19 protein-coding genes and 2 tRNA genes are annotated in these 24,695 nt (G+C 48.1%); 11 read left to right on the top strand and 10 right to left on the bottom strand.

What is annotated here, in order from left to right:
• Positions 1 to 6 precede the first annotated feature (6 nt).
• Positions 7 to 79: transfer RNA gene (locus tag B7991_RS09760), tRNA-Gly, on the top strand.
• A 291-nt stretch (positions 80 to 370) separates the two neighbouring features.
• Positions 371 to 443, top strand: a tRNA-Gly gene (locus B7991_RS09755).
• A 146-nt stretch (positions 444 to 589) separates the two neighbouring features.
• On the opposite strand, the gene putP is transcribed toward B7991_RS09755, so the two are convergent.
• The 3 genes from putP to B7991_RS09740 all read right to left on the bottom strand — a co-directional run bounded on the left by putP (position 590) and on the right by B7991_RS09740 (position 4,035).
• Positions 590 to 2,131: a sodium/proline symporter PutP gene (gene putP, locus B7991_RS09750; protein ID WP_088630655.1), complete on the bottom strand. Its 1,542-nt coding sequence runs from the start codon at positions 2,129 to 2,131 to the stop codon at positions 590 to 592.
• An 84-nt stretch (positions 2,132 to 2,215) separates the two neighbouring features.
• On the bottom strand, positions 2,216 to 2,938 hold the full coding sequence (locus B7991_RS09745) for an NAD(P)H-binding protein (protein ID WP_088630654.1): 723 nt from the start codon (positions 2,936 to 2,938) through the stop codon (positions 2,216 to 2,218).
• Positions 2,938 to 4,035: a histidine phosphatase family protein gene (locus tag B7991_RS09740; protein WP_088630653.1), complete on the bottom strand. Its 1,098-nt coding sequence runs from the start codon at positions 4,033 to 4,035 to the stop codon at positions 2,938 to 2,940. Before B7991_RS09740 ends, B7991_RS09745 begins: the two co-directional genes overlap by 1 nt.
• A 234-nt stretch (positions 4,036 to 4,269) precedes the next feature.
• Between B7991_RS09740 and B7991_RS09735 the strand changes: the two genes are divergently transcribed.
• The gene (locus B7991_RS09735; protein WP_088630652.1) at positions 4,270 to 4,893 is read left to right on the top strand and encodes a GNAT family N-acetyltransferase; all 624 of its coding nucleotides are present in this window, start codon (positions 4,270 to 4,272) and stop codon (positions 4,891 to 4,893) included.
• Positions 4,894 to 5,158: 265 nt separating this feature from the next.
• The gene (locus B7991_RS09730; RefSeq protein WP_088630651.1) at positions 5,159 to 7,633 is read left to right on the top strand and encodes a glycogen/starch/alpha-glucan phosphorylase; all 2,475 of its coding nucleotides are present in this window, start codon (positions 5,159 to 5,161) and stop codon (positions 7,631 to 7,633) included.
• A 173-nt stretch (positions 7,634 to 7,806) separates the two neighbouring features.
• Here B7991_RS09730 and B7991_RS09725 read toward each other — a convergent pair whose 3' ends face one another.
• Together B7991_RS09725 and B7991_RS09720 are read right to left on the bottom strand one after the other, a co-directional pair.
• Entirely contained in the window at positions 7,807 to 8,736 is a 930-nt protein-coding gene (locus tag B7991_RS09725) for a Gfo/Idh/MocA family protein (RefSeq protein WP_088630650.1), read from the bottom strand.
• A gap of 7 nt (positions 8,737 to 8,743) precedes the next feature.
• Positions 8,744 to 9,613: a sensor domain-containing diguanylate cyclase gene (locus B7991_RS09720; protein WP_088630649.1), complete on the bottom strand. Its 870-nt coding sequence runs from the start codon at positions 9,611 to 9,613 to the stop codon at positions 8,744 to 8,746.
• Positions 9,614 to 9,757: 144 nt separating this feature from the next.
• Here B7991_RS09720 and ybaK point away from each other — a divergent pair, with 144 nt between their 5' ends.
• Together ybaK and B7991_RS09710 are read left to right on the top strand one after the other, a co-directional pair.
• Positions 9,758 to 10,261 (top strand): Cys-tRNA(Pro) deacylase, encoded by a 504-nt coding sequence (ybaK, locus tag B7991_RS09715; protein WP_014546744.1) that lies wholly within the window; start codon positions 9,758 to 9,760, stop codon positions 10,259 to 10,261.
• Between the two features lie 20 nt (positions 10,262 to 10,281).
• Entirely contained in the window at positions 10,282 to 11,334 is a 1,053-nt protein-coding gene (locus tag B7991_RS09710; protein WP_088630648.1) for a glycoside hydrolase family 16 protein, read from the top strand.
• Here the strand turns inward: B7991_RS09710 and B7991_RS09705 are convergent.
• Positions 11,327 to 11,902, bottom strand: a complete 576-nt coding sequence (locus B7991_RS09705; RefSeq protein WP_254917922.1) for a 4'-phosphopantetheinyl transferase superfamily protein — start codon at positions 11,900 to 11,902, stop codon at positions 11,327 to 11,329. The genes B7991_RS09710 and B7991_RS09705 overlap by 8 nt on opposite strands.
• A gap of 188 nt (positions 11,903 to 12,090) precedes the next feature.
• Between B7991_RS09705 and rd the strand changes: the two genes are divergently transcribed.
• Together rd and B7991_RS09695 are read left to right on the top strand one after the other, a co-directional pair.
• Positions 12,091 to 12,252 carry a rubredoxin gene (gene rd / locus B7991_RS09700; RefSeq protein WP_088630647.1) on the top strand — a complete coding sequence of 54 codons (162 nt, stop codon included), beginning with the start codon at positions 12,091 to 12,093 and terminating at the stop codon, positions 12,250 to 12,252.
• A gap of 133 nt (positions 12,253 to 12,385) precedes the next feature.
• Positions 12,386 to 15,094, top strand: coding sequence for a TIGR02171 family protein (locus B7991_RS09695; protein ID WP_088630646.1), 2,709 nt, complete (start codon positions 12,386 to 12,388; stop codon positions 15,092 to 15,094).
• Positions 15,095 to 15,097: 3 nt separating this feature from the next.
• Here B7991_RS09695 and B7991_RS09690 read toward each other — a convergent pair whose 3' ends face one another.
• From B7991_RS09690 to B7991_RS09680, 3 genes are all read right to left on the bottom strand, one after another.
• Positions 15,098 to 16,246, bottom strand: coding sequence for a GGDEF domain-containing protein (locus B7991_RS09690; RefSeq protein WP_088630645.1), 1,149 nt, complete (start codon positions 16,244 to 16,246; stop codon positions 15,098 to 15,100).
• 139 nt (positions 16,247 to 16,385) lie between these two features.
• Positions 16,386 to 18,323, bottom strand: coding sequence for a threonine--tRNA ligase (gene thrS / locus B7991_RS09685; RefSeq protein WP_088630644.1), 1,938 nt, complete (start codon positions 18,321 to 18,323; stop codon positions 16,386 to 16,388).
• Positions 18,324 to 18,633: 310 nt separating this feature from the next.
• Positions 18,634 to 19,548, bottom strand: a complete 915-nt coding sequence (locus tag B7991_RS09680; protein ID WP_088630643.1) for a DUF5655 domain-containing protein — start codon at positions 19,546 to 19,548, stop codon at positions 18,634 to 18,636.
• A 517-nt stretch (positions 19,549 to 20,065) separates the two neighbouring features.
• On the opposite strand from B7991_RS09680, the gene B7991_RS14855 reads away from it, so the two are divergent.
• Both B7991_RS14855 and B7991_RS09675 read left to right on the top strand, forming a co-directional pair.
• Complete coding sequence (locus B7991_RS14855) at positions 20,066 to 20,239, top strand: hypothetical protein (protein ID WP_159462264.1); 174 nt, start codon at positions 20,066 to 20,068, stop codon at positions 20,237 to 20,239.
• An 11-nt stretch (positions 20,240 to 20,250) separates the two neighbouring features.
• Positions 20,251 to 21,702, top strand: a complete 1,452-nt coding sequence (locus B7991_RS09675; protein ID WP_159462265.1) for an RNA-binding domain-containing protein — start codon at positions 20,251 to 20,253, stop codon at positions 21,700 to 21,702.
• A gap of 15 nt (positions 21,703 to 21,717) precedes the next feature.
• Here B7991_RS09675 and upp read toward each other — a convergent pair whose 3' ends face one another.
• Positions 21,718 to 22,347 carry a uracil phosphoribosyltransferase gene (gene upp, locus B7991_RS09670; protein ID WP_088630658.1) on the bottom strand — a complete coding sequence of 210 codons (630 nt, stop codon included), beginning with the start codon at positions 22,345 to 22,347 and terminating at the stop codon, positions 21,718 to 21,720.
• Between the two features lie 255 nt (positions 22,348 to 22,602).
• Between upp and B7991_RS09665 the strand changes: the two genes are divergently transcribed.
• Positions 22,603 to 24,687: a glycoside hydrolase family 43 protein gene (locus B7991_RS09665; protein ID WP_088630641.1), complete on the top strand. Its 2,085-nt coding sequence runs from the start codon at positions 22,603 to 22,605 to the stop codon at positions 24,685 to 24,687.
• Positions 24,688 to 24,695: the final 8 nt, after the last annotated feature.

Raw genomic sequence — 24,695 nt, 5'->3', positions numbered from 1 at the left:
ACCCTCGCGGGAATAGCTCAGTTGGTAGAGCACGACCTTGCCAAGGTCGGGGTCGAGGGTCCGAGTCCCTTTTCCCGCTCTAAAAAAAAGAAAAACCACCTACAAAGGTGGTTTTCTTTTTTTATATCGTAATTTGGACGAGGACCCGAGAAGAGGGGCCGACTAAACAACGAGATGCACGAAGTGCGTACGAGTTGTTTAGGAATTATCGCGTAGCGATAAGCCCGTAAGGGTGAGGAGTCAGCCCGTGCCTTAGCACGGGTGACTGACGACGAATCATTCCCTTTCCCGCTCTACAAAAAAAAATCACTTTTTTCAGCCATCACCCCTTTATAACTACAAATTTTATTTCTATATATGGGCTACCCTCGCGGGAATAGCTCAGTTGGTAGAGCACGACCTTGCCAAGGTCGGGGTCGAGGGTCCGAGTCCCTTTTCCCGCTCTAAAGAAAAACCACCTGCAAAGGTGGTTTTCTTTTTTATCGTAATTTGGACGAGGACCCGTTCCCGTCTAAGTAAAAAAAGACGCTGTTAAGCGTCTTTTTTGTTATCAGGAGCCAGGCGTTACGGGCTGGTCACCCCCATCCAATTACAGTTTCATATCGCTCAAGCGAGTGCTTTCCACGCGGTCAAATTCCAGCTGGATTTCGGCAGAGGGTTCCTTGGTCAAAAGGCTCACGACGACGATCGTCACGAAGGAGAGGATAAAGCCCGGCACGAGTTCGTAAATCTGGAAGATTTCAGCAGAGAAGCCGGAGAGGTAGAACTTCCAGATAAACGTCGTAAGGCCACCCACGAGCATACCCGCAACAGCAGCCGGGAGCGTCGTGCGCTTCCAGAAGAGGGCGAGCAACATAATCGGGCCAAACGTTGCACCGAAACCGCCCCAGGCAAAGCTCACGAGGCTCATCACCACGTCAAGGAAGCTTTTGCCATGCTTCACGCCATCGGCACTCGGAGCGCCCTGCATAGCGACAATCACGGCAATAAGCGTAATCACCACGACCACGCCACGGCTAACCCACATCACTTCCTTGTTGCTTGCGTTCTTGCGGAACAGGTGCTTGTAAAGGTCGTTACTGAAAGCGGAAGCAGAAACCAGAAGCTGGGAGTCAGCAGTACTCATGATAGCAGCGAGAATGGCAGCCATGAGGATAGCGGCAATCGCCGGATGGCAAAGTGCCTGGCAGAGAATCATGAAAATGCGTTCCGGGTCATCAACGGTGATGCCATGAGCCGTCACGTAATAGCGACCGAGGAGAGCAATCATCACGACAGCGGCAAGGCAGATAATCACCCAAGTCATAGCGATACGGCGAGAATCCTTGATTTCTTCGGCGTTCTTGATGGACATGAAGCGCACGAGGATGTGCGGCATGCCAAAGTAGCCAAGGCCCCAAGAGAGGCTAGAAATCAGCGCGATAAGGCCAATGGACTTGCCCGTCGTAGCGTTCGTGAAAAGGCTCATCAAGTACGGGTTCTGAGCGTTCACAGCATCCATCGTCGAGGCAAAGCCGCCAGAGCCGCTCATGATCATCAGAGGAATCACGAGGACGGCAATCAGCATCATAGAAGCCTGGATAAAGTCAGTCCAGCACACGGCAAAAAAGCCGCCCATGAACGTGTAGCTCACCACCACGATGGCACCGAGAATGAGACCCGTGGTGTAATCCATACCAAAGATGGTGCTGAAGAGTTTTGCGCTAGCGACAAAGCCCGAGACCGTATAGAAAAGGAAGAAGGCCAAAATGAAAATCGAGGCGATGACGCGGATGATGCCCTTGTTATCGCGGAAACGGTTCGAGAAAAAGTCCGGGAGAGTAATCGAGTCGCCGCAGAAATGGCTGTACTTGCGGAGCCTGCGACCGACGATTTTCCAGTTGAAGTACGTACCGACCACAAGGCCGATACCGATCCAAGCTTCGGAAAAACCGCTCACGAACACGGCGCCCGGAAGGCCCATCAGCATCCAGCCGCTCATGTCGGACGCCTGGGCGGACATGGCGACCACCCACTTGTTCATGCCGCGGTTACCGAGGTAATAGGCGTTCAGGCTGTTCGCCTTGCGAGAGAAATACGCTCCGATGCCAAGCATCATCAGCAAATAAAGGATAAAGACGACAATCGTCATAAGACCTCCGTTAGAGTTTTTATAAAAATTAAAAATATTCTTCTATAAAAAGGGGATGCCCGCTCGGAGGCGGGCATGACAGCATTACAATTCGCGAAGTTGACGGTTATAGATAATGCGCTTGCCTTTTACACCATCGGCTGCGCAAACGTGGTCCACGGGAGGCTTGAGCATGTTCGCCACGAGATGCGCGGCAACCGTCTCTGCAGGCACCGGACGGAAATGCGCCGGCACCCATTCCGGGTGCGCCCCGAAAAGCTTTTGCATCAGCTCTTCGCCAAAGCGCTTGTCCTTATGTTTGCCAAGAAGCAGTGACGGACGCACGAGCGTCAGGCTATCGAAGCCCATCATCGTAAGGCCTTCTTCAAGTTGCCCCTTCAGGCGGTTATAGAAGAACGGCGAATTCGAATTTGCCCCCATGGCACTCACGCACAGGAAATGCTTGACACCCTGACGCTTTGCCAAAGCTGCAAGCGTGAGCGGCAAACGCAAATCGACCTTTTCTTGAGCGGGTTTACTCCCCGCCTGTTTGAGCGTCGTCCCCAGGCAGCAAATCACGGCGTCGCAACCAGCAAAGTTCTTGCAAACGCTAGACGCCCATTGCTCTTCGGGCCGAGCACTCAAAAGAGCATCAAAATCCACCGCCTCAAAATTAAACTTCGATATGCCATTAAAAATGCCCAGCGCATTCAAGTCTGGGACCGAACGCACCGGGCAAAAAACAGATTCCACGTCATCTAAACGGGAAAGCAACTGAGCGACGCTCTTCCCGATAAGTCCTGTGGAGCCAAGAAGAGCGACTTTCATTAGACACCTTCGTCGACTTCGTCTCTCGGGCGCATCCAGCCCACTTCATCACCACGAACCGGAAGAGCCATCACAGCACCCGCTTCATCAACAATCACTGCGATGCCCGAAATGTAGTTGACCCAATGGTTCGTTTCTTCGTAAATTCTCAAATCAACGGTTCTTTTTGACACCAAAATAATAAGCGGAGCCACCAACATGTCATGGCTTACAAGAACGCTCACGCGCTTCCAAGAAGGCATATTGGCAACGATAACTTCGTTGATGAACTGATTTCCGCGCTGGAAGAAGTCATGGAAATACGTCGGAAGAATGACATTGAGATTGGCAACCGTCGGGAACGGTTCACCATAAGCATACATGGCGATATATCTCGGATTGCCGCCCTTCTTGGCAACAAGAGCATCCAAAGTATCTGAGGGGACCGTCAAGAAATAACTACCGTTGATGCCTTCGTCCCAAGTGACAACATCAACTTCACCTTCACCACGGCCGATTGCAACGTTCGTGCAAGTTTCACGAGTACGCACAAAGTCCGTAGATGCATAATAGAACGGTTCATCGCCCGCAAGCTTTGTTCCGAGAGTCTGCGCCATTTGAATACCAATCGGAGTCAACGGGGAATTCTTGCCCGTATTCGTCTTGGAGCGCTTGGAATGGCGAAGCACAAACGCAATCTTACTGGTCTTGGGCACAGCCTTATAGACATCGCCAGCATCGTAGAAACCATCGGCATCCGGAACAAGTCCAAGAGCAGCCGGATTCGTTTCAAAAGTATAGAATTCCGTGCCAGGCGGAATTTCACCAGCGCTCGACGTCGGAGTAGGTGTTACCGCAGACGAACTCGACACACCCGGATTCACGAGAACCGAGGAACTGGAAACGCTCGGATCAATCAAAAGAGAAGAACTAGAAACCGGGGAAACAACGCTAGAAGAAGACTGATTTACAGGCAGCGAAGCATCGCTCGAAGAAGATACATAGCTCTGACCTGGCGTAGCAGAAACCGGATCAGACGAATCATCGCCACAACCGACAAAAACACAAAGCCCAGCCAAAAGGGCACCCACAAAATACTTGGCGGAAAGTCTTTTCATATTCCAAAATTCCTCATATACTAACATTGAAATTTAGATTTTTCACAAAAATTTCCTCGTAAAAAATTCCTAAACACGGCAAAACTATGTATATTTAGGGCATCACTTTTATCAGAGGCTGGATGTTATCTAGTAAATATTGGTTCATTGTTTAGCGCCTTGGAAGACGAATGTTTTCTAGGCGGTCTTCCAAGGTGATTGTGCCGATTCACACAAAAATTTTGGAGATAAACAATGAAAAAATACAATATCCGCACGGAACAACCGCGCGACTTTAAAATCGTCGAAAATCTCACCCAAGAAGCATTCTGGAACGTTTACCGTCCCGGCTGCGTGGAGCATTTTGTCCTCCACCATTACAGGAACGACCCAAGCTTTATCCCGGAACTCTCGCTCGTCATGGAAGTTGACGGACAAATTATCGGACACGTAATGTATGCGTGGTCGAAAATCGACGCCGACGACGGACGCAAAATCCGCATGATGACCTTCGGGCCCATCAGCATCCATCCGAACTACAAGCGACAGGGATACGGCAAGGCGCTCCTCGACTATTCCATGGAACTCGCCCGCCAAATGGGCGCAGGTTGCCTGCTCATCGTCGGAAACATCGGATTCTACGGCAAGAGCGGATTTGTCCCCGCTTACGTCAAGGGCATCCGCTACGCCGACGACCCGAACAGCGACGCACCGTACTTTTTGTGCAAGGAACTCGACGAGGGGTTCTTGGACGGAGTGACAGGCTCGTACAAAGACCCCGAAGGCTACTTCGTGACCGAGCGAATGCCCGAAGAATTCGAGAAGTACGAGGCTAGCTTTCCACCTAAGGAAAAGCTAGTACTCCCCGGACAATTGTAATCAAACGCTTTTCCCGCAATAACGAGATGCGCGACGACGAGATGTGCGACAACACAATTGGAATGCGTCGCGATGTTCCCGGGAATGCACGGAAAATAGCAACGGCAGCTCGCAAGAGGCGGGCTGCCTTTTTTTTCACAAACATCATTTACATATCCTGAAAAGGCTTACAACTGTGGTTTACAGAATTAACGTATTGCAAATCTCGTAAAAATTTCTAAACTTTTCCTTGGATTGAATAAACAATACCAGGCAGGTTAGATTTATGGCTAAAACTACCAAGAATGCAAGTGACATTACCGTGCTCGGTACCGATGCGGAAGCTTTCCGCAAGGCATTTACCGACCACATCCACCACACGCTCGCCCGCAGCAAATACACGGTGACGGACCACGAAAAGTTCCTCGCTGTGGCTTACGCCGTGCGTGACCGTCTTGTTGACCGTTGGATCAAGACGCAGAACACCTATTACGAAAAAGACGTCAAGCGCGTCTATTACCTCTCTCTCGAATTTTTGATTGGCCGTACGCTCGGCAACTCCGTGTTGAACCTCGACGTCGAAAGCGCCGTCACAGAAGCTCTTGACGAAATCGGCATGACGCTCGAAGAACTCCGCGAACAGGAAGTGGACGCTGGGCTTGGCAACGGCGGTCTTGGCCGTTTGGCAGCTTGCTTCCTCGACTCCATGGCTACGCTCGAACTTCCGGCAACGGGTATGGGCATCCGTTACGAATACGGCATGTTCAGCCAGAAGATTGTGAATGGCGAACAGGAAGAACAGCCGGACAACTGGCTGCGCCTCCCGAACCCGTGGGAAATCGCCCGCCCGGCTAACGCTATCAAGGTGCCGTTCTACGGCTACGTGGTCAGCTGGATGGACGAAAACGGTCGCCTCCGCAACCGTTGGGAAACGAAGGACTACGTGATGGCCCTCCCGTACGATACGCCGATCCCGGGTTACAAGAACAACACAGTGAACAACCTCCGCCTCTGGAGCGCCAAGTCCGCTGACGACTTCGGTCTTAGCTACTTCAACAACGGTGACTACATCGCCGCTGTGCAGGACATGGAACTTTCCGAAACGATTTCCAAGGTCTTGTACCCGAACGACGCTTCCATGAACGGTAAGGAACTCCGCCTCAAGCAGCAGTACTTCCTCTGCTCTGCTTCTTTGCAGGATATCATCAAGCGCTTCAAGAAGCTCCACAACAACGACTGGAAACTCTTCCCGGAAAAGGTCGCCATCCAGTTGAACGATACGCACCCGGCAATCTCTATCGCCGAAATGATGCGCATCCTCCTCGACATCGAAAATCTCGAATGGGACGAAGCTTGGGACATCGTGACGCATACGTTCGCTTATACGAACCACACGCTCATGCCGGAAGCTCTTGAAAAGTGGCCGGTCAGCTTGTTCGAAAAGCTCTTGCCGCGTCACCTCCAGATCATTTACGAAATCAACGCTCGCTTCCTCCGCATGGTTTCCATGAAGTGGCCTGGCGACAACGCACGTCTCGCCCGCATGAGCCTTATCGAAGAAGGCGGCTGCAAGATGGTCCGCATGGCATATCTCTCCATCGTGGGTTCGTTTGCTGTGAACGGCGTGGCAGCACTCCACTCCGACCTTTTGAAGACGACGCTCTTCAAAGACTTCTACGAACTGTGGCCTGAAAAGTTCAACAACAAGACGAACGGCGTGACGCCGCGTCGCTGGGTCCGCAAGGCTAACCCGGCTATGTCCGAACTCATCACTTCTAAGATTGGCGAATCCTGGGTCAAGGATTTGGACGATTTGAAGAAGCTCGAAAAGTTCGCCAAGGACGCCGATTTCCAGAAGAAATTCATGGAAGTCAAGAAGCAGAACAAGGAACGCCTTGCCAAGTACCTCAAGGCAACGCAGAATGTCGATGTCGACACGAACACGTTCTTCGACGTGCAGGTCAAGCGTATTCACGAATACAAGCGCCAGCTCTTGAACATTCTCCATGCCATCCACCTTTACATCCAGGTGAAGGACGGCAAGGAAATCATGCCGCGTACCATCATGATCGGTGGTAAGTCCGCTCCGGGTTACTGGATGGCTAAGCAGATTATCCGTCTTGCTAACGCTGTGGCTTCTATCATCGACGCTGATCCGGATTGCAAGGGCAAGCTCAAGATGGTGTTCCTCGAGAACTACCGCGTGTCCTTCGCCGAAAAGATCATTCCGGCTGCAGACCTTTCCGAACAGATTTCTACCGCCGGTACCGAAGCTTCTGGTACGGGTAACATGAAGTTTGCCTTGAACGGCGCACTCACGATTGGTACGCTCGACGGTGCTAACGTGGAAATGAAGGAAGAAGTCGGTGACGACAACATCTTCATCTTCGGTCTCACCGTTGAAGAAGTGACGGACCTCCTCGCTAAGGGCTATCGTCCGCGCGACTTCTACGAAAAGGATGATGATCTCCGCCGCGTGATTGACCTCATCGCTTCTGGCTTCTTCAGCCCGGATCATCCGGAAACCTTCAAGCACATTGCAGAAAAGCTCTTGTCGCATGACCCGTACATGCTCTGCGCAGACTTCCGCAGCTATGTGGATATGCAGAAGAAGGTTGCCGATGCTTACCAAGACAAGAAGCACTGGGCAGAAATGGCAATCCTCAACGTCGCTCGCATGGGCAAGTTCAGCTCCGACCGTACCATCAAGCAGTACGCTGAAGAAATCTGGAACGCCAAGCCGTGCAGCATTAAGCTGTAACTTAGAGCGAATGGAGTCATCCTGAAAGGCTACGCCTTGAAGGATCCAGTTAAGTTAAAAGTCCCGCGAGAAATCGCGGGATTTTTTCATTCGTAAAAAATAACTGGATCCTGCTCCTTCGAACCTAATTCAACTAAGGCAACAAGTTGCCAAGTTTCATATATCACATTCGTTCAGGATGACGCTGTAGCCATCGTCGAGGACGACGCGGTGGTAATTGTCGCGAGCTTGACGGCGTTCGCGGCGCTTTGCGCGGCTCGCCTACCCCATTCAGAACAGGCGCCCACCATCAGCTTCAAAAAGAATTTGTGTTCATTCTCAAGCGAATCCGAGATGTGGATGACTTCGCCATTTTCGTTATGCGGCGCAAGACTCACCGAGTAATCGCAAGCCGGGCCACCATCGCCCCCGAATTCCACAGAGATAGTCCGCACATCGATATCGCTATTGCGGTCTACAATAAAGTCAATTTCAGCACCAGCATAAGCGCCTTTTACAATGCTTATCTGCATTTGCGCGCGGTCTTCATTTTTTGAAATCGTGAACTTTTCCACTTTCAAATCTTCATAGCGGAACATCGAAAGGCAAAGGCTCAAGTCATGCACCAGCAAATCGAGCGCCACGTTCACATCGCGGCAACGCGCAGAATACTTGTGTTCGCGACGGAATTCCAAACGGAACGACGAACCCGCGGCTCCGATTTCATTCATAAAATGTTTGCGGAAATTCAAGAAAACCGAATTAAAACATTCCGACTGCGCCACAAATAAAATCACATTATTGCGGATAGCCAAATCCACCAATTCTTGCGCTTGCGCACCAAGCGTTGCAAGCGGTTTTTCTACAAATACGGAGATTCCGCGTTCCAAACAAAGCTTTGCATACTCGTAATGCGTTGTTGCCGGAGATGCAATCACGGCAAAATCAACCTTATCTTTAGAAACAAATTCATCAACGAGCGAAGCGCGCACATTTCCTGCGCTATCTAAATCTTCTAAATCAAAAATTTTTAAAAACTGTACGTCGGAATACTCAAAAAACTTGCGATGGCGTTCGCCCATAGTGCCATTGCCAAACAGCACAGCCTTGTAATCTCTTCTCATGGAATTTCTACTCTTTCGGTTCAGAGTACTTTGTACTCTTTTCCATGTACATTCGCTTATCTGCTATTTCCATAGCCTGCATAAAGTTGAGCGATGGCGACGGAATTTCGCAAGAACCCAAAGAAACGCAAATCGGCTTGCCCTTCAAAAGCAACGCACGCGAAACTTCATTCATGTTATCGATATATTTTTTGCATTCATCTTGCGTCGTATTCGGGAGCACAAGGAAGAACTCGTCACCACCCACGCGAAACATCATTGCTTTTTCCGGAAGCACCACGCGGAACAGCGATGCCGTCAGGCGAATCAGTTCATCACCGATGGCATGTCCGTACGTATCGTTCGTTTTCTTTAAACCGTCGCAGTCCGCAGAAATCACGCACATCGGGCACATCTCTGGCTTTACAGGACTCGAAACCCACTCTTCGAAATAATTACGGTTGTACAAGCCCGTGAGCATGTCGGTGTGAGCATACTTTTCGAGTTTCTTTTCGAGCAAGACTTTTTCGGTCACGTTGTTGATAAGACCGACAATACCAATAATATTGCCATCGTCATCGCGAACGGGATTCTTGATGAGTTCCAAAAATTCAGTCACGCCATCCTGATTGATTTCAATGACGTACTGCGTTCCCTTGCCTGTACGGAGAATTTCGCGATCCTGTTCCATCGCGAGTTTTGCATTTTCCTTATCCTTGCGGATATCCAGGTCGGTCTTGCCGGCAATATCCCACGAAGGATCCTCGGCACCTTGAAGGTGGCGCCAGTAATGCGTCGAAAAAACGTAGCGGCATTCGGTGTCCTTGAAGAAAATATTCGACGGAATCTCTTTCAAGATTTTCTTGAACAAGTCATAGTCAATCTTCATTACGTCCATAGAATACTCCTTCTCCACCAAAGCACCATACAACTACACTTTTTTAATTTAGCTTTCACTTACAACTATTGCAACCGGTACCCTCAAAGATTTATATTTGAAATTGGAATATTCAAGGGGTTTAAACCCGCTTTTGAGGAATTTATGGACATCAAAAAGACTAATGCCGCCCGCATTTTGGACAGGCAGAAGATTCAATACGAACTAATCCCATACAAGGTTGACGAAAACGACCTTGGCGCACAGCACGTGGCCGACAGCCTGGGCGAAGATATCAACCAGGTTTTCAAGACAATTCTCGTGCATGGCGATAAGATTGGTTACCTTATTTGCGTTGTTCCGGGCAATCTCGAAGTGGACTTGAAGGGCGCCGCCAAAGTAAGCGGCAACAAGAAAATCGACACCGTCCCGCTCAAGGATTTGACTCCGCTGACGGGTTACATTCGTGGCGGTTGCAGCCCACTCGGACTCAAAAAGAACTACCCCATTTTCATTCACGAAACAGCGATGCAGTTCCCGTACATTTACGTGAGCGCAGGCGAACGTGGTTTGCAGTTGAAAGTGGCGCCGGCGGACTTGGTTAAGGCTACGCGAGCAACGGTTGGCGTGATTGCACGTGTCCACCCGGAAGATCCGGACGCAAAGTAAAAAAGTAAGGGGTTGGTTTTATGGGATATAAGTTTGTTGCAATGGGATGTGCCGCCTTAATCGCTTGTTTAGCAGCATGTTCCGATGATGCGTCACCATCGGCATATGTCATTCCCGCCTCGAGCGGGAATCTCCTTTCGAGCTCTAGCGAAATCGCGATTGAAAGTTCCGCGGAGTCCTCCTCATCCGTCATTCTGAGTGGCGATAGCCGCGATGATTCGGCAGGCTCATCAACCAAATCCAGTGACTCTAGGAATTCCTCAAGCAGCGCGGCAGGTCAATCTTCGAGCAGTTCCGAAACGGTTTCCTCAAGCAGCTCGGAAACAACTTCTTCAAGCAACGCCGAACCCGTAGCACAATACCTCTGGAACGATGAATTCGACGGTGAATCCATCGACTTAAACAAATGGACATTCGACATTGGCACAGGCGCAAGCGGCTGGGGCAATAACGAATGGGAATACTACACAGACCGCAAGGAAAACGCCTATATCAAGGACGGCGTCTTGCACATCCGCGCCCAGAAAGAAGACTACGAAGGTCAAAAGTACACCTCCGCCCGCATGCTCACCAAAGGCAAATTTTCGTTCAAGTACGGCACCGTAGAAGCGCGCATCGCACTACCGACCGGCAAGGGAATCTGGCCTGCATTCTGGATGCTCGGAGAGAATTTCGACACTGTCGGATGGCCCGCCTGCGGCGAAATTGACATTATCGAAGCGGTCAATACAGAAAACAAAATCTACGGAACAAACCACTGGGCAAACGGCGCCGAATACGCGACCTATGGCAACAACACCGGCAATTACCGCAACCAGAAATTCGACCTCGACATCACGCAGTTTCACACGTACAAATTCACGTGGGACGAGAAATACATCCGCATGTTCGTCGATGACTTCATGTACCACGAAATTCTAATTGAAGGCAACGAAGGCGATACCGAGGAATTCCATAAGCCGTTCTTCTTCTTGCTGAACGTCGCTGTGGCAGGCAACTGGCCCGGCTTTGAAGTAGACGATTCGCAATTCCCGAACGAAATGCTCGTCGATTACATTAGAGTTATCAAGTAAACTGCACTTGCTTTATTTCGGACGGTGCAATAAAGCCATCGTTCTTGATGCAATAAGCATAGCGGTAGCCATCGTGCAAGTCGATTTCCCGGAATGAATATTCTAGGCGCTTGCCATCGTGAAACAGCGTCACATTTTCGAGTTCGTCCATATGTAGCGCAAACATATCCGGCATAAGCGACAAGCCTCGACCCGTTACTTTCATATAACATTCCTTGAGCGTCCACAGTCTGTAAAACGCCTCGGACTGCGCTTCAAGAGTTTCGAAATGCTTGATCCACGCGGATTCTTCGGGCTTGAAAAAACGCTCGGCGAGCTTGCCACGGTCGCCCTTGATGATTTCCACATCGCAGCCAACCTCGAATGGCGAAATCACGCACATCACGCGTTCGCCCGAATGCGACAAGTTAAAATGCACTTCCGGGAAATCCACCAAATATGGCTTGCCATTTTCGCCATACGCAATATGATTATCCGCGCCTTCAAACCCCGCATCGCGACATGCCCGCTTAAGCAAAAGGCCAACGCCAAGCGATTGCATTTTGCCCTTAGGGAACTTAAACGACATTGCCTTTTTTTGACGATATTCGGGAACTTGCCCCAAAAAACGCTCAAAAACAGGCGTTTCTTTCAACGCAGAAATATCGGCAATATATACTCGGGTCGTCACAATCACAAAAAAAATATAAAAATCTGACTTTCTACCATTTATTTATATAGTTTAAAAAAAGCACTATTAAGCAAGGAGAAAATACTATGGCAAAATACAAATGCGAAGCTTGCGGCTACATTTACGACCCTGCAGTCGGCGACCCGGATAGCGGTATCGCCCCCGGCACAGCATTCGAAGACATCCCCGATGATTGGACCTGCCCCATTTGCGGTGTCGGCAAGGACATGTTTACAAAAGTCGAATAATTTTTTTGCCGGGGATCTAAATCACCCGGCTTTTTTGTAAATAACCATATAATCCAATCACATCATCCTTGTTCGGCTTTGACAATTTTATAATTGTAACTTATTTTAGCTGTTGAACTAGGATTCAAATTTTATGAGATGGATTTTTCAGGCATTTTGCGCAAGCATTTTTTTATGTTGTTCCGATAGCGGCACATCATCACCATCCGTGCCACATTCTTTTATTCAAGAAGACGCTAAACACGTCGGCATGATGCTTGTAAATTCAAAAGACTCCTCGGTAAAACTGAGTTCGAAACTCACTGTTGAATTCACATATAATTTTTCAATAGACAAGCACGAAGTGACTCGCGAGGAATACGCCAAATACATTAAGACGGCGCACTTCGATTACCCTCCATTCCCTGTATCGGACATTACCTTTTTTGACGCAATCCTTTTCGCTAACGAAAAAAGTAAAAGCGAAAATTTAGACACAGCCTACAGCTATATCAGCGCTTCGTTTGATTCTGATGGACATTGCACAGGCATGGTCGGTTACGAATTCCATGCCGACCGAGACGCCTACAGACTCCCAACAGAAGCCGAATGGACTTTAGTCGCTTCGCACAGTTGGAATCCATCGAACGCCTGGACTGCCGAAAACTCCAATTACACGCTCCAATTGCCATGTACCGCAGACACGCTCAATGGATTCTGCGACTTTACCGGCAACGCCATGGAATGGGTCAACGACTGGATGGGGGACCTCCGCGATACAACTGTTACAAATTATGCAGGAGCATCAGATGGCGGAAACATTGGCGAACGCATCATCAAAGGCGGTTGCTACCGCAACGAAGCCTCCAGAATTACGCTAGATACCCGCAGCGATGTCTACACAGTCACATCCTCAACAAAAGCCTTCTACATCGGTTTTAGACTTGCTTTTGGAAAAATTCCAAACGCCGTCTGGATGAGCAAAAAAGGGAACGTGACCTCAAGCCCCATTAACGTTCTGTCCACATCGGCACAACTAAAGTCACTTACAAATACGCACCTGAACAAACTCGTATTCCGCAATGACGAGACCAGCAACATCGCCATCGTCAATTTTTCAAGCAGCAAAGCAAACGTCAGGGAAATCGAGGATTCCGTCGACGCCTACCACCCCACGCTTTCACCAGACGGGAAATACGTTGCATTTTCAACAAAGTACGAAGGTATCTCCGGAGAATCGGAGCTTTTTGTCCGACGCGTTGACTCTTTAGAAGCAGATAAAATAAAACTAGAAGTCCAAAGTGCGGCAATCCCGCGATGGAGAGTTACCAACGCCGATACTGAAATCGTCTACATCACAACTGCCGAAAACAATTCCGACCAGGCCATATGGGAAAAAAAATCCACATGGAGTGTCCCCTTTGCTAACGGGAAATTCGGAACACCCAAGAAACTTTACGATGGTTCGTTTAACGGAGGCGTAAGCACAGACGGCAAGTTCGCCGTATCAGGAGCTAGTCTCCTTCGTACAAACGTCAACGGCAAAAACAGTATCTGGTACAATAATGAACAAGCCTGCAACGTTTCGCTTTCTGACTTGACTAAACAGACGCTATTCCTAGATTTTGCTGGAAATACCGGAAAAAATTTCGCCGGCCACCAATACACCACGCACGAGCAACTGTTAATTGCCGACAGCACAGGCGAACTCATCAAGATGATCCCTGCGCCCAAGGGATACACATTCGACCACACGGAATGGGTACACAACAGCGGAAACCTCGCCGTAGCTACACTGACAAGCATTGACGGTACACATCCGAAAATCGTTTTAGTCAACACAAACGATTCCTCCATCACGGAAATTGCAAGCGGAGCCGAATTATGGCATCCGGATTTATGGACCGGCGTTCTTCAAAATTTCGAAACCGCGCTAGACGTCGACAGTGCAGGCATGTATGAACTCGATTCTCCTTTTACAGGTGACATGAGCCCCATGAACACACGTTACGATTTGGAGATGCTCTACAAATACCGCGATTCCATCAACGTTCTGGTTTCGGGTTCTTCAAGACCCTGGGCAGGCATAGACCCACTTGTTTTAAACAAAAATCCAGACATTTTCTCAATCAACGCCGCAAACCCGGCTGTAGACTTATCGGTTGCCAAGCGAATTCTGTTCCATTACGGATTCAATTTTTTGCCCAAACTGAAAGTAGTCACTGTATCGCTAGATTTAGACATTCTATTCCAACGTCATTACGAGCTACCTTCTTTTTGGGACGTCATTTATTTAAAATCGCCCGGATTCATTTACGACGAAGCTCATGAGTTCTGGCCCAACGGATACCCACAAGGATTATACGAACTCACACGTGATTCATACGGCTCCGACGAACAAAGCCGAAGCAACGAACAAGATAGACTCGGTCATAAATTCACACCAGATGACGGATGGCAAGGCAACCCCATTTACGTCGATTCCACATACATGGATGCCGAAGTTCCTAATCCCGAGAATATGCTGATTGCAGAAATCGAAGATTTCATCAAGGAAGCCGAAAGCAAAAATCTCTACCTCATCGGTATAATTTTCCCGCAATCGCCCGATTATAAAGAAACTGGATCTTTCGGGCGCTATGGATTACGCCGCTCCGTTGCCGAAAAAATGATTGCAATGCTAAAAGGATACGAAGAAAAATATCCACATTTCATTTTGATGGACGAAAACCAAATGGGCATGCATGATTACGGTGACGAAATGGCATTCAACTGCGATCACCTTTCGTACAAAGGTGCAGAAAAACTGACAAAGCGTCTCGATTCACTGATCCAGACATTAAACATCGAATGGAATAAATAAATGCTATCGGCGACTACGGCGGTCATGCCCCGTAGCCTCGTAATAAGCACGCTTGTCTTCGTACATGAGCTTATCAATTTTTTTCAAAATTACATCAACGCTGTTCTTATCCAAGTCAAAAACGCCAACACCAATCGATGCGGACAGTTTATATTTCTTTTTGTGGTTTTTGTTGAAATCTTCAAGATTTTTCTTGATAAGATTCTTATAGGACTCAGCCTTTTTTTCATTGTCATTATCAAGAACAATCACAAATTCGTCACCCGCATAACGGACTACCGTTCCATCGGGCCCTACCGACATCTGCAAAACATTCGATAACGAGACCAGCGCATCATCGCCCTGCGAATGGCCGAAAGTATCATTGATGCTCTTGAAATCATTCATGTCGAGCATCATCATCGCAATCTTTCTTTTGCGTTTCAGTTCTCCAGAAATTTTATCCAAGTAATAACGGTTGTAGAGGCCGGTTAATTTATCAATGAATATATTTTCGTTCTGGAGAGAAAGCATCAAACTCGTGTAACCGACGGCGATACCCACCCAAATCGTAGAAATTCCATAATAAAAAATCTGCAGGCAAACGCAAATAAATATTGGAGTCACAAACTGCAAAACCGGGAAAAACTTGACGCCACCGCTCCTGTAACGGCTAATCAAATAAATGACAACGCCATCCGCCATCAAGATGACCTCGAGCAGGTTCTTGACCATGAACAGCGGGCCGCGAGTATAGACATTCCGTTCGTTGATATCAAAAATAATCGGATTAAAGAAATTCACGACCATCAGGACCGTAATGACGCTGCAAACAATCAACATAAAATTACGCTGGAATTTGGACACGACGCCATTGAGGTGCAAAGAAATCAGCATCACCCAAAGTGGGCCAATCGCCATGTTGGACAAGAACAGGATATTGTTCGAGACATAAGCCAATACTTTCACGAAACGGCCTGTATGACCATCAATGGAAAAAGTTATCGCATCGGCAATGCAGGCGACAATCACAAGAATGATGATGCCAAGCAAAACTTTGTCTTCGCCATTCTTTTTTTGCAACTTCCAAGCACCGCTGAAAATTGCACCGAGAATCAAAAAGATCCCCAGCATATCAGCGACATAAACTTCACGCAAATAGACTTCTTGCATAAGCAACCTCTAGAGGGTTATGTAAGAAATTTATAATATTTTTCTAAAAAGTACAAAAACGCAGGCTCGGAATGTACGAGTCTGCGTTTTTTCAAATGCGTCATTCCGGGCTTGACCCGGAATCGCTCAAGTCGCGAAATTAGCGGACGACTTTTCTGTCTTCAGCAGTCATGTCGATGAATGCCTTGACACTCATCTGGCCCTTGTCGCCGTCCTTACGCTTACGGACAGAAACAAGACCTTCTGCTGCTTCCTTTTCGCCTACAATGAGGAGATACGGAACCTTCTGGAGTTCGCACTGGCGGATCTTGTAACCCAACTTTTCGTTGGATTCGTCGATTTCAGTACGCACGCCGGCAGCCACGAGTTCATCCTGCACCTTCTTGGCGTAGTCCACGAACTTTTCAGAAATCGGGAGCACGCGAGCCTGCACCGGAGCAAGCCACAGCGGGAAGTCGCCCATGAATTCTTCGATAAGAATGCCGAGGAAGCGTTCGATGGAACCGACAGCAGCACGGTGCAACATCACCGGAATGTGCTTCTGGTTGTCCTTGCCGACATATTCAGCACCAAGGCGCTGCGGCAAGTTGAAGTCCACCTGGATGGTACCGCACTGCCAATCACGTCCGAGGGAGTCCTTCAGCGTGAATTCGAGCTTCGGGCCGTAGAAGGCACCTTCGCCCGGGTTCAGCACGTAGTCAAGACCAGCGAGCTTCGTAGCTTCGGCGAGAGCGGCTTCAGCCTTGTCCCAGATTTCGTCAGAACCCACACGCTTTGCCGGGCGGGTAGAGAACTTCACCTTCACATCGTCAAATCCGAAGTCGTGGTAGATTTCCTTGACCAAGTGGCAGAAGTCAGCCACTTCGCTTGCAATCTGGTCTTCGGTGCAGAAGATATGAGCATCGTCCTGCACAAAGCCACGCACGCGCATAAGGCCGTGCATCGTACCGGCAGGTTCGTAACGATGGCACTTACCGAATTCGGCAAGGCGCATCGGGAGGTCACGCCAGCTACGGAGCTGAGAATTGAAAATCAAAATGTGGCACGGGCAGTTCATCGGCTTCACAGCCATTTCGACATCGCCAGCCATCGTCTTGAACATGTTTTCATTGTACTTGTCAGCGTGGCCGGACTTGATCCACAAAGTCTTGTTCACGATTTCCGGAGTGATCACTTCGAGGTAGCCGCGATGGTCGATCTTGCCACGGATGTAATCCTTGAGGGCGTTCACCATCTTGGTGCCCTTCGGGTGCCAGAACACCATGCCAGGAGAATGGTCTTCGATGTGGTAAAGGTCCATTTCCTTGCCGATCTTGCGGTGGTCGCGCTTGGCGGCTTCTTCGAGCAACTTCACGTAAGTTTCGAGACCTTCCTTGTCAGCAAAGCAGGTACCGTAAACACGAGTGAGCTGGTCGCTCTTCTGGTCGCCGTGCCAGTAAGCACCGGAAATCGAAAGCACCTTGAAAGCCTTAAGCTTGCCCGTAGAAGGCACGTGAGGACCGGCACAGAGGTCTTCCCAGTTCTTGCCCGGTTCGCCCGTTACATAAAAACTCAACTTGCCATCCGAACCTTCGCGAGCGAGAGCACGTTCAGCGTTATCGTGCTTGTACTTGTCGCCTTCCGTGCGAGCGAGGCCTTCTTCGGCGCTAACTTCGCAACGAGTGAACGGACGGTCTTCCTTGATGATTTCCTTCATCCGCTTTTCAATCTTCGGGAAGTCTTCTTCCTTGAGCGGAGTCGGTGTCATCAAATCGTAGTAGAAACCCTTGTCGATTGCCGGACCGTAAGCGAGCTTTGTGCCCGGGAACAAGTCGCAGATGGCTTCGGCGAGCACGTGGCTGCAGCTGTGACGGAGGAGCATCAATGCATCCGGATCGTCGTTGCTCGGGGTGATGATGCGGATGGAACCGCTTTCGGTGAGCGGACGGGTAAGGTCCAAAACCTTTTCGCCGAGTTTAACGCCAAGAGCCTTGCGTGCGAGGCCTTCAGAAATGCTCTTTGCAATTTCGAGGCCGGTGGTGCCCGATGCTACGGAACGTACGGAGCCATCGGGGAAGGTAAGTTCGATTTGAGACATAAATAATCCTTTTTGTGGGCGGTTCTCGCCCGGTTCCCCAGAAATACGACATCTGGCGGTGCGGGCTAAGATAGAAAAAGACTATAAGTGTGGCTAGTGGTGGTGGTTTGTGATTAGGGAATGTAATCGGAAATTGACCCGAAAAACGTCATTGCGAGGAAAAAAATGACGAAGCAATCCATACAAAAAGGGAGGGGAAAGCCTTCCCCTCGCTCGCACTACGTTGCTCGCTACCCTTTCTAGCGGGGACACCCCGCAACGCCCGATTAAATCGCATAAATATCAATTTTCAATCAACTCAAAGGCAATGTCATTCATTCAGATTATATGATTGTCTAATTAAACTCACCACATATTCAATATCGGCGTCCGAATTTAGAGCGATTTCATAATCGCCATTTCCCCAATGTCCAATGTCAGCAACATTCCTAGCAATTTTTTTGCTGTCTTCTAATTTCCCTTTTTTCACATTCAACCAAATTTTTATTTGATTTTTTTGAATGTTTATGTCGCAAAAATTAGTTTTTCTGATAAATGCTATATAGAACTTTGTAGCTTTGATTGAAATGTCATCTCCAATATTTAAAATCATACGCTTAACTTTGTCGTATAGCTCCTGCATTTCCAAAGAACCGGCCTCTTTTCGATTGCTTTCTGTGTAAATTTTTATTTCTTTGTTAACAGCTTTAACTTTTTCATTTGTTTTTGAAATAGTCGTTATTGACTCTGAAGACTGTTTAGCAAGTATTTGCATGAATGTAATCGTATTATTGGCGTATTTCTTTATTTCATACAACTCTATTGGAAGATCATTAAAACCAATAGCTTCTCGCTGATAAGAGGTAAAAGATGGTGCTACGAAAATAACCTTAGATTGAGACCAATCAACATCGTTTCTCTTTAAATTTTCACCAGTAGTTTCATTGTACTCTAATATAAGGTCAGATTTGTGGTTTAACATAACGGAAAGATACGCGTAACCCTGATCTATTACGCTAAAATTTTTATCGCGCTTGTATTCAACAATTACGAAGGACTGGTTGTTTTTGTCAAAACCTAGAGAATCAAATCTGAACTTTTCAATAGAAAATTCCGTTTTGATGAATTTACAACCTAATAATTCCTCCATGTTTTTTTCGCATAATGATTGAATGTCTTTTTCTAATCTAAAAGAGGATTCTTTGATACGCTTTAAGTTATTATTTTCAAGATGAAATAACGGCATACAGTACTCCTACAGTTTGCATAAATATACTTCTTTTTTTATAGTCTAGCGAATGCAATATGCATAAATACCATTTTTTGACTCAATGTTTTATTATTTCGAATCAAAAGATGAATAAACGAATATATTAAAGGAAATGAGCTTTTATCTCCTTGACGCTGACAACCTATTTGTGTATATTGTAGCCGATATTCGATAATCCTCGTGACAGTCGACATAGACCTTCGGGTCCGTACGTGCATTCGCGGCGGGGCCCATCAACCTTCTTGATGGTTCTGTTGGATAGCTGGTAGGAACACGACCTACTCGAGTTCACTCGAAAGAGTGGCAAGTAACGCCGGGGAAAGCCCCCGCCAACAGGATTGCAAGATTATCCCATTCCGCGCAAGACGTGGAAAATCTCAATACATAACAAATAAGCAAGGGCATGTTGTGCGCTGTTTTTTAGCATAATCGCAACGGCCTGTCAAAATGTCGCCCAATGGCGACGTTCAACTAAAATTTATAAGGAATAATTATGTTCGATGAAATTTTTGGAAAATTCAACGGAGGCCCGAATCGCAGTGCTAACAACGCCATCGGGGATTTTGCCAAGGTGCTAGAAGACAAAGATGCCGAAATCAAGCGGCTTAAGGAACTGATTCTGCGTTGCCCTAAATGCGGTGCGAAACTGCGTTACCCGAGAGGATAAAAGGGGCCGATATGGATGAAAAAGAATTGAGAAAAATCATTCGTCAGGGAGAAAGCTTGACGGTCGAATTCAAGAGGGCAAAGACTGCATTGCCCGACAATCTTTTTGAATCTGTTGCGGCATTCTTAAACCGCAATGGGGGGCATATTGTCCTTGGTGTTACAGACGACAAAAAAATTGAGGGCGTTGCCCCCAATTGCGTCGAAAAACTTTGCAAGCAAATAGCGAATTTAAGCAACAATCCTGAAAAATTGGATCCTCAGAACTTGATAGACCCGCAAGTTGTTGATTACAAAGACAAAAAATTGATCTACTTCTTTGTTCCCGCCAGTTCGCAGGTCCACAAGACCGGCAAGAAGGTTTTTGACCGTAGCGTCGATGGCGATTTTGTGGTAAAGACGCAGAGCGCAATTAGTGCAATGTATTTGCGCAAAAGCAACAGCTATACGGAAAATACCGTTTATCCGGGGCTTCGCGAAATTGATATTAAACGCGGAATGCTTAAGAAGGCCAAGGATTTGATTCGTTCCATCAGGTCCAATCACCCGTGGCTCAAGTTGAACAAGGAAGATTTTTTCAAAGCGGCTGGTTTGATTCGCTATGATTCTACCATTGGAAAGTCGGGTTATACACTTGCTGCACTTATGCTGTTCGGCACGGACGAAGCGATTTCGAGTTATTTGCCATATTATAAAATTGAAGCAATAGTCCGCAAACAAGACCTGATGCGTTACGATGATCGCTTGACTGTTACATGCAACTTGATTGATGGTTACGAATTATTGAACGGGTTTATCGAAAAGCATCTCCCAGACAAATTCTATTTGGATGGGAAAACAAGACTCTCTTTGCGTGACAAGATTTTTAGAGAAGTGATTGCGAATATGCTGATTCATCGTGAATACATGAATCCGATTCCAACAACGCTCGTTATTTATAAAGATAAGCTTGTGACGAATAACGCGAATAAGCCCTTTGCGTACGAGAAAATAGCATCTCAACTTTGTTCTTATCCTAAGAATCCGCATATTGCCACAATGTTTGCACAGATGGGGTTTGCGGAATACCTTGGTACGGGTATCCGTAAAATTAGTGACTTGTGCGAAATTTATTCTGGGTTAAAACCCAAATTTGTGGATAATGATATTTTTATAGCGGAGATTCCGTTGACAGATCATGTGCCAGAAAAGAGCAATATTGGCGGATTAAATGGCGGATTAAATGGCGGATTAAATGGCGGATTAAAAATTGAACTAAATGAAACACAGCAGAAAGTGTTCCTGGAAATCACAAAAAGACCTGGAGTTATGATAAAAGAACTTTCCGGCAGACTACAAATACCTATTGACACACTTGATAAGGTTGTTTCGTCTTTGCGTAAAAAAGAACTTATTGAACGTCGTGGTTCTAAAAAGACTGGCGGCTATTGGGTAAAAAAGGAACCTACGTCCACAAACTGGTAATAAACATCGGACTTGCTATTTCGTTCCGAAAATGCGGTCGCCGGCATCACCGAGGCCGGGGCAAATGTAGGCAACCTCGTTCAGGCAGCGGTCCAGATGCCCGACATAAATCTGGACATCGGGGTGTGCGTCGTGCAGTTTTTTCAAGCCTTCGGGAGCGGCGATGATGCACATGAACTTAATCTTCTTGCCACCGTGTTTCTTTATCATGCTGATGGCATCGGCGGCAGACCCGCCAGTCGCAAGCATGGGGTCCACGACTACGATTTGCCGCTCGTCAATCGGGTCTGGGAGCTTGCAGTAGTATTCCACCGGTTCGTGCGTGCTTTCATCCCGGTAAAGTCCGATGTGGCCCACTTTTGCTGAAGGGACCAGCGCCTGCATACCGGAGACCATGCCGAGCCCCGCGCGTAGAATCGGAATCAGGGCAAGCTTTCGCCCGGCAAGCACCGGCGTAGTGCATTTTTCAATGGGGGTCTCGATTTCCTTGTCTTTAAGCGGGAGGTCCGCCAGGGCCTCGAACCCTTCGAGCATCGCGATTTCTTCGACAAGACGGCGAAATTCGTTAGTGCCCGTTTCCTTGTCGCGCAGGTGCGAAATTTTGTGTTGTATAAGCGGGTGCTTGAAAATGGTCACGTTTTCCATGTTTTCAAATTCGTTCATGGGAACCTATCCTTTCTTGCTTAGCATTGCATCTACAATAATACCTAAAATAAGGGCGACGGCAATATTCGTCAGTGTTACCGCTCCCACAGAAATAGTAATCCCGCCTATGCCGGTGATAAAAATTTAGCCGTTTAGAACTGTTCACGCTATGTGAAAAAAACTGCTTTTCATAATATACCAATTTGCTGATATAATATATTATTAATAATAATCAAGATAGCATGGGGTGTGAATATGAAAAAGAAAATCCTTCTTGCGGCAACGCTTGTAACCGTTTCGTCCATGTTAATGTCCTGCGGTGACGATGATTCCGTCAGCAAGGATTTTGACGAAGACGACCCCATTCTGGATATCCCCGGAGATTCTCTCGGTCAGGAAAACCCCAAGGATTCCCTCGATCCAGTTCTGCCCAAGGACACGGTTGACTCGGTTCTGCCCAAGGATACCGTCAATTCCGTCCAGCCAAAGGATTCCCTTTCTCAGGAATTGCCTAAGGATTCTCTCGGCAATGACGAAATAAAGGATGAGGTTGCTGTCGCCAAATTCGATATTGCCCTGTCTATCGAGGATATCATTGTAGATTGGTACGGCGGCGGTGGCGAAAAGGACCCCGACAACAATAGTTTTACCTATAAGCAGTATGCCAACAACTACTGGGACATACACGACCTGAATACGGATGTCTATACTAAGGTGGAGATAAACTTTGCCAAGGCTGTCGCATACGATAACATTGATGTGATTGCGACTTATAGCGACGAGGCCAAGACTACGGAAAGAATTCCTAGTGGCGCAACAAGCCTTGTTCTGTCCTTTGAACCGGGCAAGACGCTTGTCAGTTTGGCTCTTGCCGTAAGCCCAGACACTCCAAGTGATGCCGCAACGATCAGTTTCGGTAAAATCATTATCCGGGCAAAGGATTCCGATGGCACGGTAGGCAAGATGCCTGTAAAGTCCCCAAAATTAGGCTTGGACAATGCCAATCCTATATTGGATTTCCAGTATTGTGCGGACCCGACGGCCATTGAGTACAAGGGGCGTCTCTATGTCTATGGCACCAACGACCATCAGCAGTACGAAGAAGGTGTCAGCAATACTTACGAGAAAATCAAGACGCTGGTAATGATGTCCACTGACGATATGGTCAACTGGACTTATCACGGACTGATTCCTGTCGGTGAAGTGGCTCCGTGGATTATGGCTTCGTGGGCACCCAGCATCATTAGCAAGGAGCAGGCCGATGGCAGCACGCTTTTCTCCCTCTATTTCTCCAATAGCGGCTTTGGCACCGGCGTTATCCAGGCGAAGTCTCCGGTGGGTCCGTGGACATCTCCTTTGAGCAAGAGCCTTATCGATGGCGACAATCCTGTTGTAAAAGGCAGCGGCTCCATATTTGATCCGGGTGCCGTAATTGACGACAACGGCGATGGCTGGATTTCGTTCGGTAATGGGCAGGGCTGGATTGCCAAGCTCAATCCGGACTTGCATTCCCTTGACGGGGATCCGGTGAAACTTCCGTCCCCGTTCCACTTTGAGGCAAATGAACTCAATTATATCAACGGCAAGTACGTATATACTTTCAACAACGACTGGAACGACCATACTCCTTGGGAATGGGGTGGTGAGGCTCCGACGGCCTGCAGCATGAACTACTTCACCAGTACCGAGCCCCTGAATCCTGATTCCTGGACCTACGGCGGGAACTACTTCAAGAACATGGGTGAGAATGGCATGACCTACGGCAACAATCACACTCATCTCCATAAGTATCAGGACAAGTGGTACATATTCTATCAGGCAGCTATTCTAGAGGCTTCCATAGGTACCCACGGCGGTTTCCGCAGCATTCTGGTTGACGAAATTGAAGTGGACGAAGCAAATGTCGTTATCAAGGAAGCGAAACCGACCTACAAGGGTGTAAAGGCCATCAAGAATCTTGACCCCTATTCCGTGCAGCAGGCATCTACGGCTGCCGCAACCCTGGGCATTCGCTACGTGCCAACGGAGGAACCCGGCCACATGGTGGCTTCCGTCGGTACTCCCAGCAAGGATGGCCCGGCACCTACAGAAGGCGTCATCGAAGTTCGCAATGTGAATTTCAGCAGCGCAAAAACGCTGAAGGCCCTGGTGAAAGGCAAGGGCTCGGTAACGCTCCGTCTTGACAAGCGAGATGGCGCGAACGTAGCCTCAATCAACAGCGCTGGCAGTGACTGGCAGGAACAGGAAGCGAAGTGCGGCAACATCTCAAGCGGCGTCCACACGGTCTATCTGATTATAAAGGGTGATGTGCTGTTCGATACCTGGCAGTTTGCGAATTAGTCCGCTGA

It is taken from the genome of Fibrobacter sp. UWB3 (assembly GCF_002210405.1).
Taxonomy (GTDB): Bacteria; Fibrobacterota; Fibrobacteria; order Fibrobacterales; family Fibrobacteraceae; genus Fibrobacter.
The sequence above is the reverse complement of the archived record's forward strand: the minus strand, read 5'-3'. Positions and strand labels throughout refer to the sequence as shown.

Coding starts and splice junctions, on each gene's coding strand:
- putP (WP_088630655.1), bottom strand. CDS start 2,131: ATGACGATTGTCGTCTTTATCCTTTATTTGCTGATGATGCTTGGCATC.
- B7991_RS09745 (WP_088630654.1), bottom strand. CDS start 2,938: ATGAAAGTCGCTCTTCTTGGCTCCACAGGACTTATCGGGAAGAGCGTC.
- B7991_RS09740 (WP_088630653.1), bottom strand. CDS start 4,035: ATGAAAAGACTTTCCGCCAAGTATTTTGTGGGTGCCCTTTTGGCTGGG.
- B7991_RS09735 (WP_088630652.1), top strand. CDS start 4,270: ATGAAAAAATACAATATCCGCACGGAACAACCGCGCGACTTTAAAATC.
- B7991_RS09730 (WP_088630651.1), top strand. CDS start 5,159: ATGGCTAAAACTACCAAGAATGCAAGTGACATTACCGTGCTCGGTACC.
- B7991_RS09725 (WP_088630650.1), bottom strand. CDS start 8,736: ATGAGAAGAGATTACAAGGCTGTGCTGTTTGGCAATGGCACTATGGGC.
- B7991_RS09720 (WP_088630649.1), bottom strand. CDS start 9,613: ATGGACGTAATGAAGATTGACTATGACTTGTTCAAGAAAATCTTGAAA.
- ybaK (WP_014546744.1), top strand. CDS start 9,758: ATGGACATCAAAAAGACTAATGCCGCCCGCATTTTGGACAGGCAGAAG.
- B7991_RS09710 (WP_088630648.1), top strand. CDS start 10,282: ATGGGATATAAGTTTGTTGCAATGGGATGTGCCGCCTTAATCGCTTGT.
- B7991_RS09705 (WP_254917922.1), bottom strand. CDS start 11,902: ATGTCGTTTAAGTTCCCTAAGGGCAAAATGCAATCGCTTGGCGTTGGC.
- rd (WP_088630647.1), top strand. CDS start 12,091: ATGGCAAAATACAAATGCGAAGCTTGCGGCTACATTTACGACCCTGCA.
- B7991_RS09695 (WP_088630646.1), top strand. CDS start 12,386: ATGAGATGGATTTTTCAGGCATTTTGCGCAAGCATTTTTTTATGTTGT.
- B7991_RS09690 (WP_088630645.1), bottom strand. CDS start 16,246: ATGCAAGAAGTCTATTTGCGTGAAGTTTATGTCGCTGATATGCTGGGG.
- thrS (WP_088630644.1), bottom strand. CDS start 18,323: ATGTCTCAAATCGAACTTACCTTCCCCGATGGCTCCGTACGTTCCGTA.
- B7991_RS09680 (WP_088630643.1), bottom strand. CDS start 19,548: ATGCCGTTATTTCATCTTGAAAATAATAACTTAAAGCGTATCAAAGAA.
- B7991_RS14855 (WP_159462264.1), top strand. CDS start 20,066: ATGTTCGATGAAATTTTTGGAAAATTCAACGGAGGCCCGAATCGCAGT.
- B7991_RS09675 (WP_159462265.1), top strand. CDS start 20,251: ATGGATGAAAAAGAATTGAGAAAAATCATTCGTCAGGGAGAAAGCTTG.
- upp (WP_088630658.1), bottom strand. CDS start 22,347: ATGGAAAACGTGACCATTTTCAAGCACCCGCTTATACAACACAAAATT.
- B7991_RS09665 (WP_088630641.1), top strand. CDS start 22,603: ATGAAAAAGAAAATCCTTCTTGCGGCAACGCTTGTAACCGTTTCGTCC.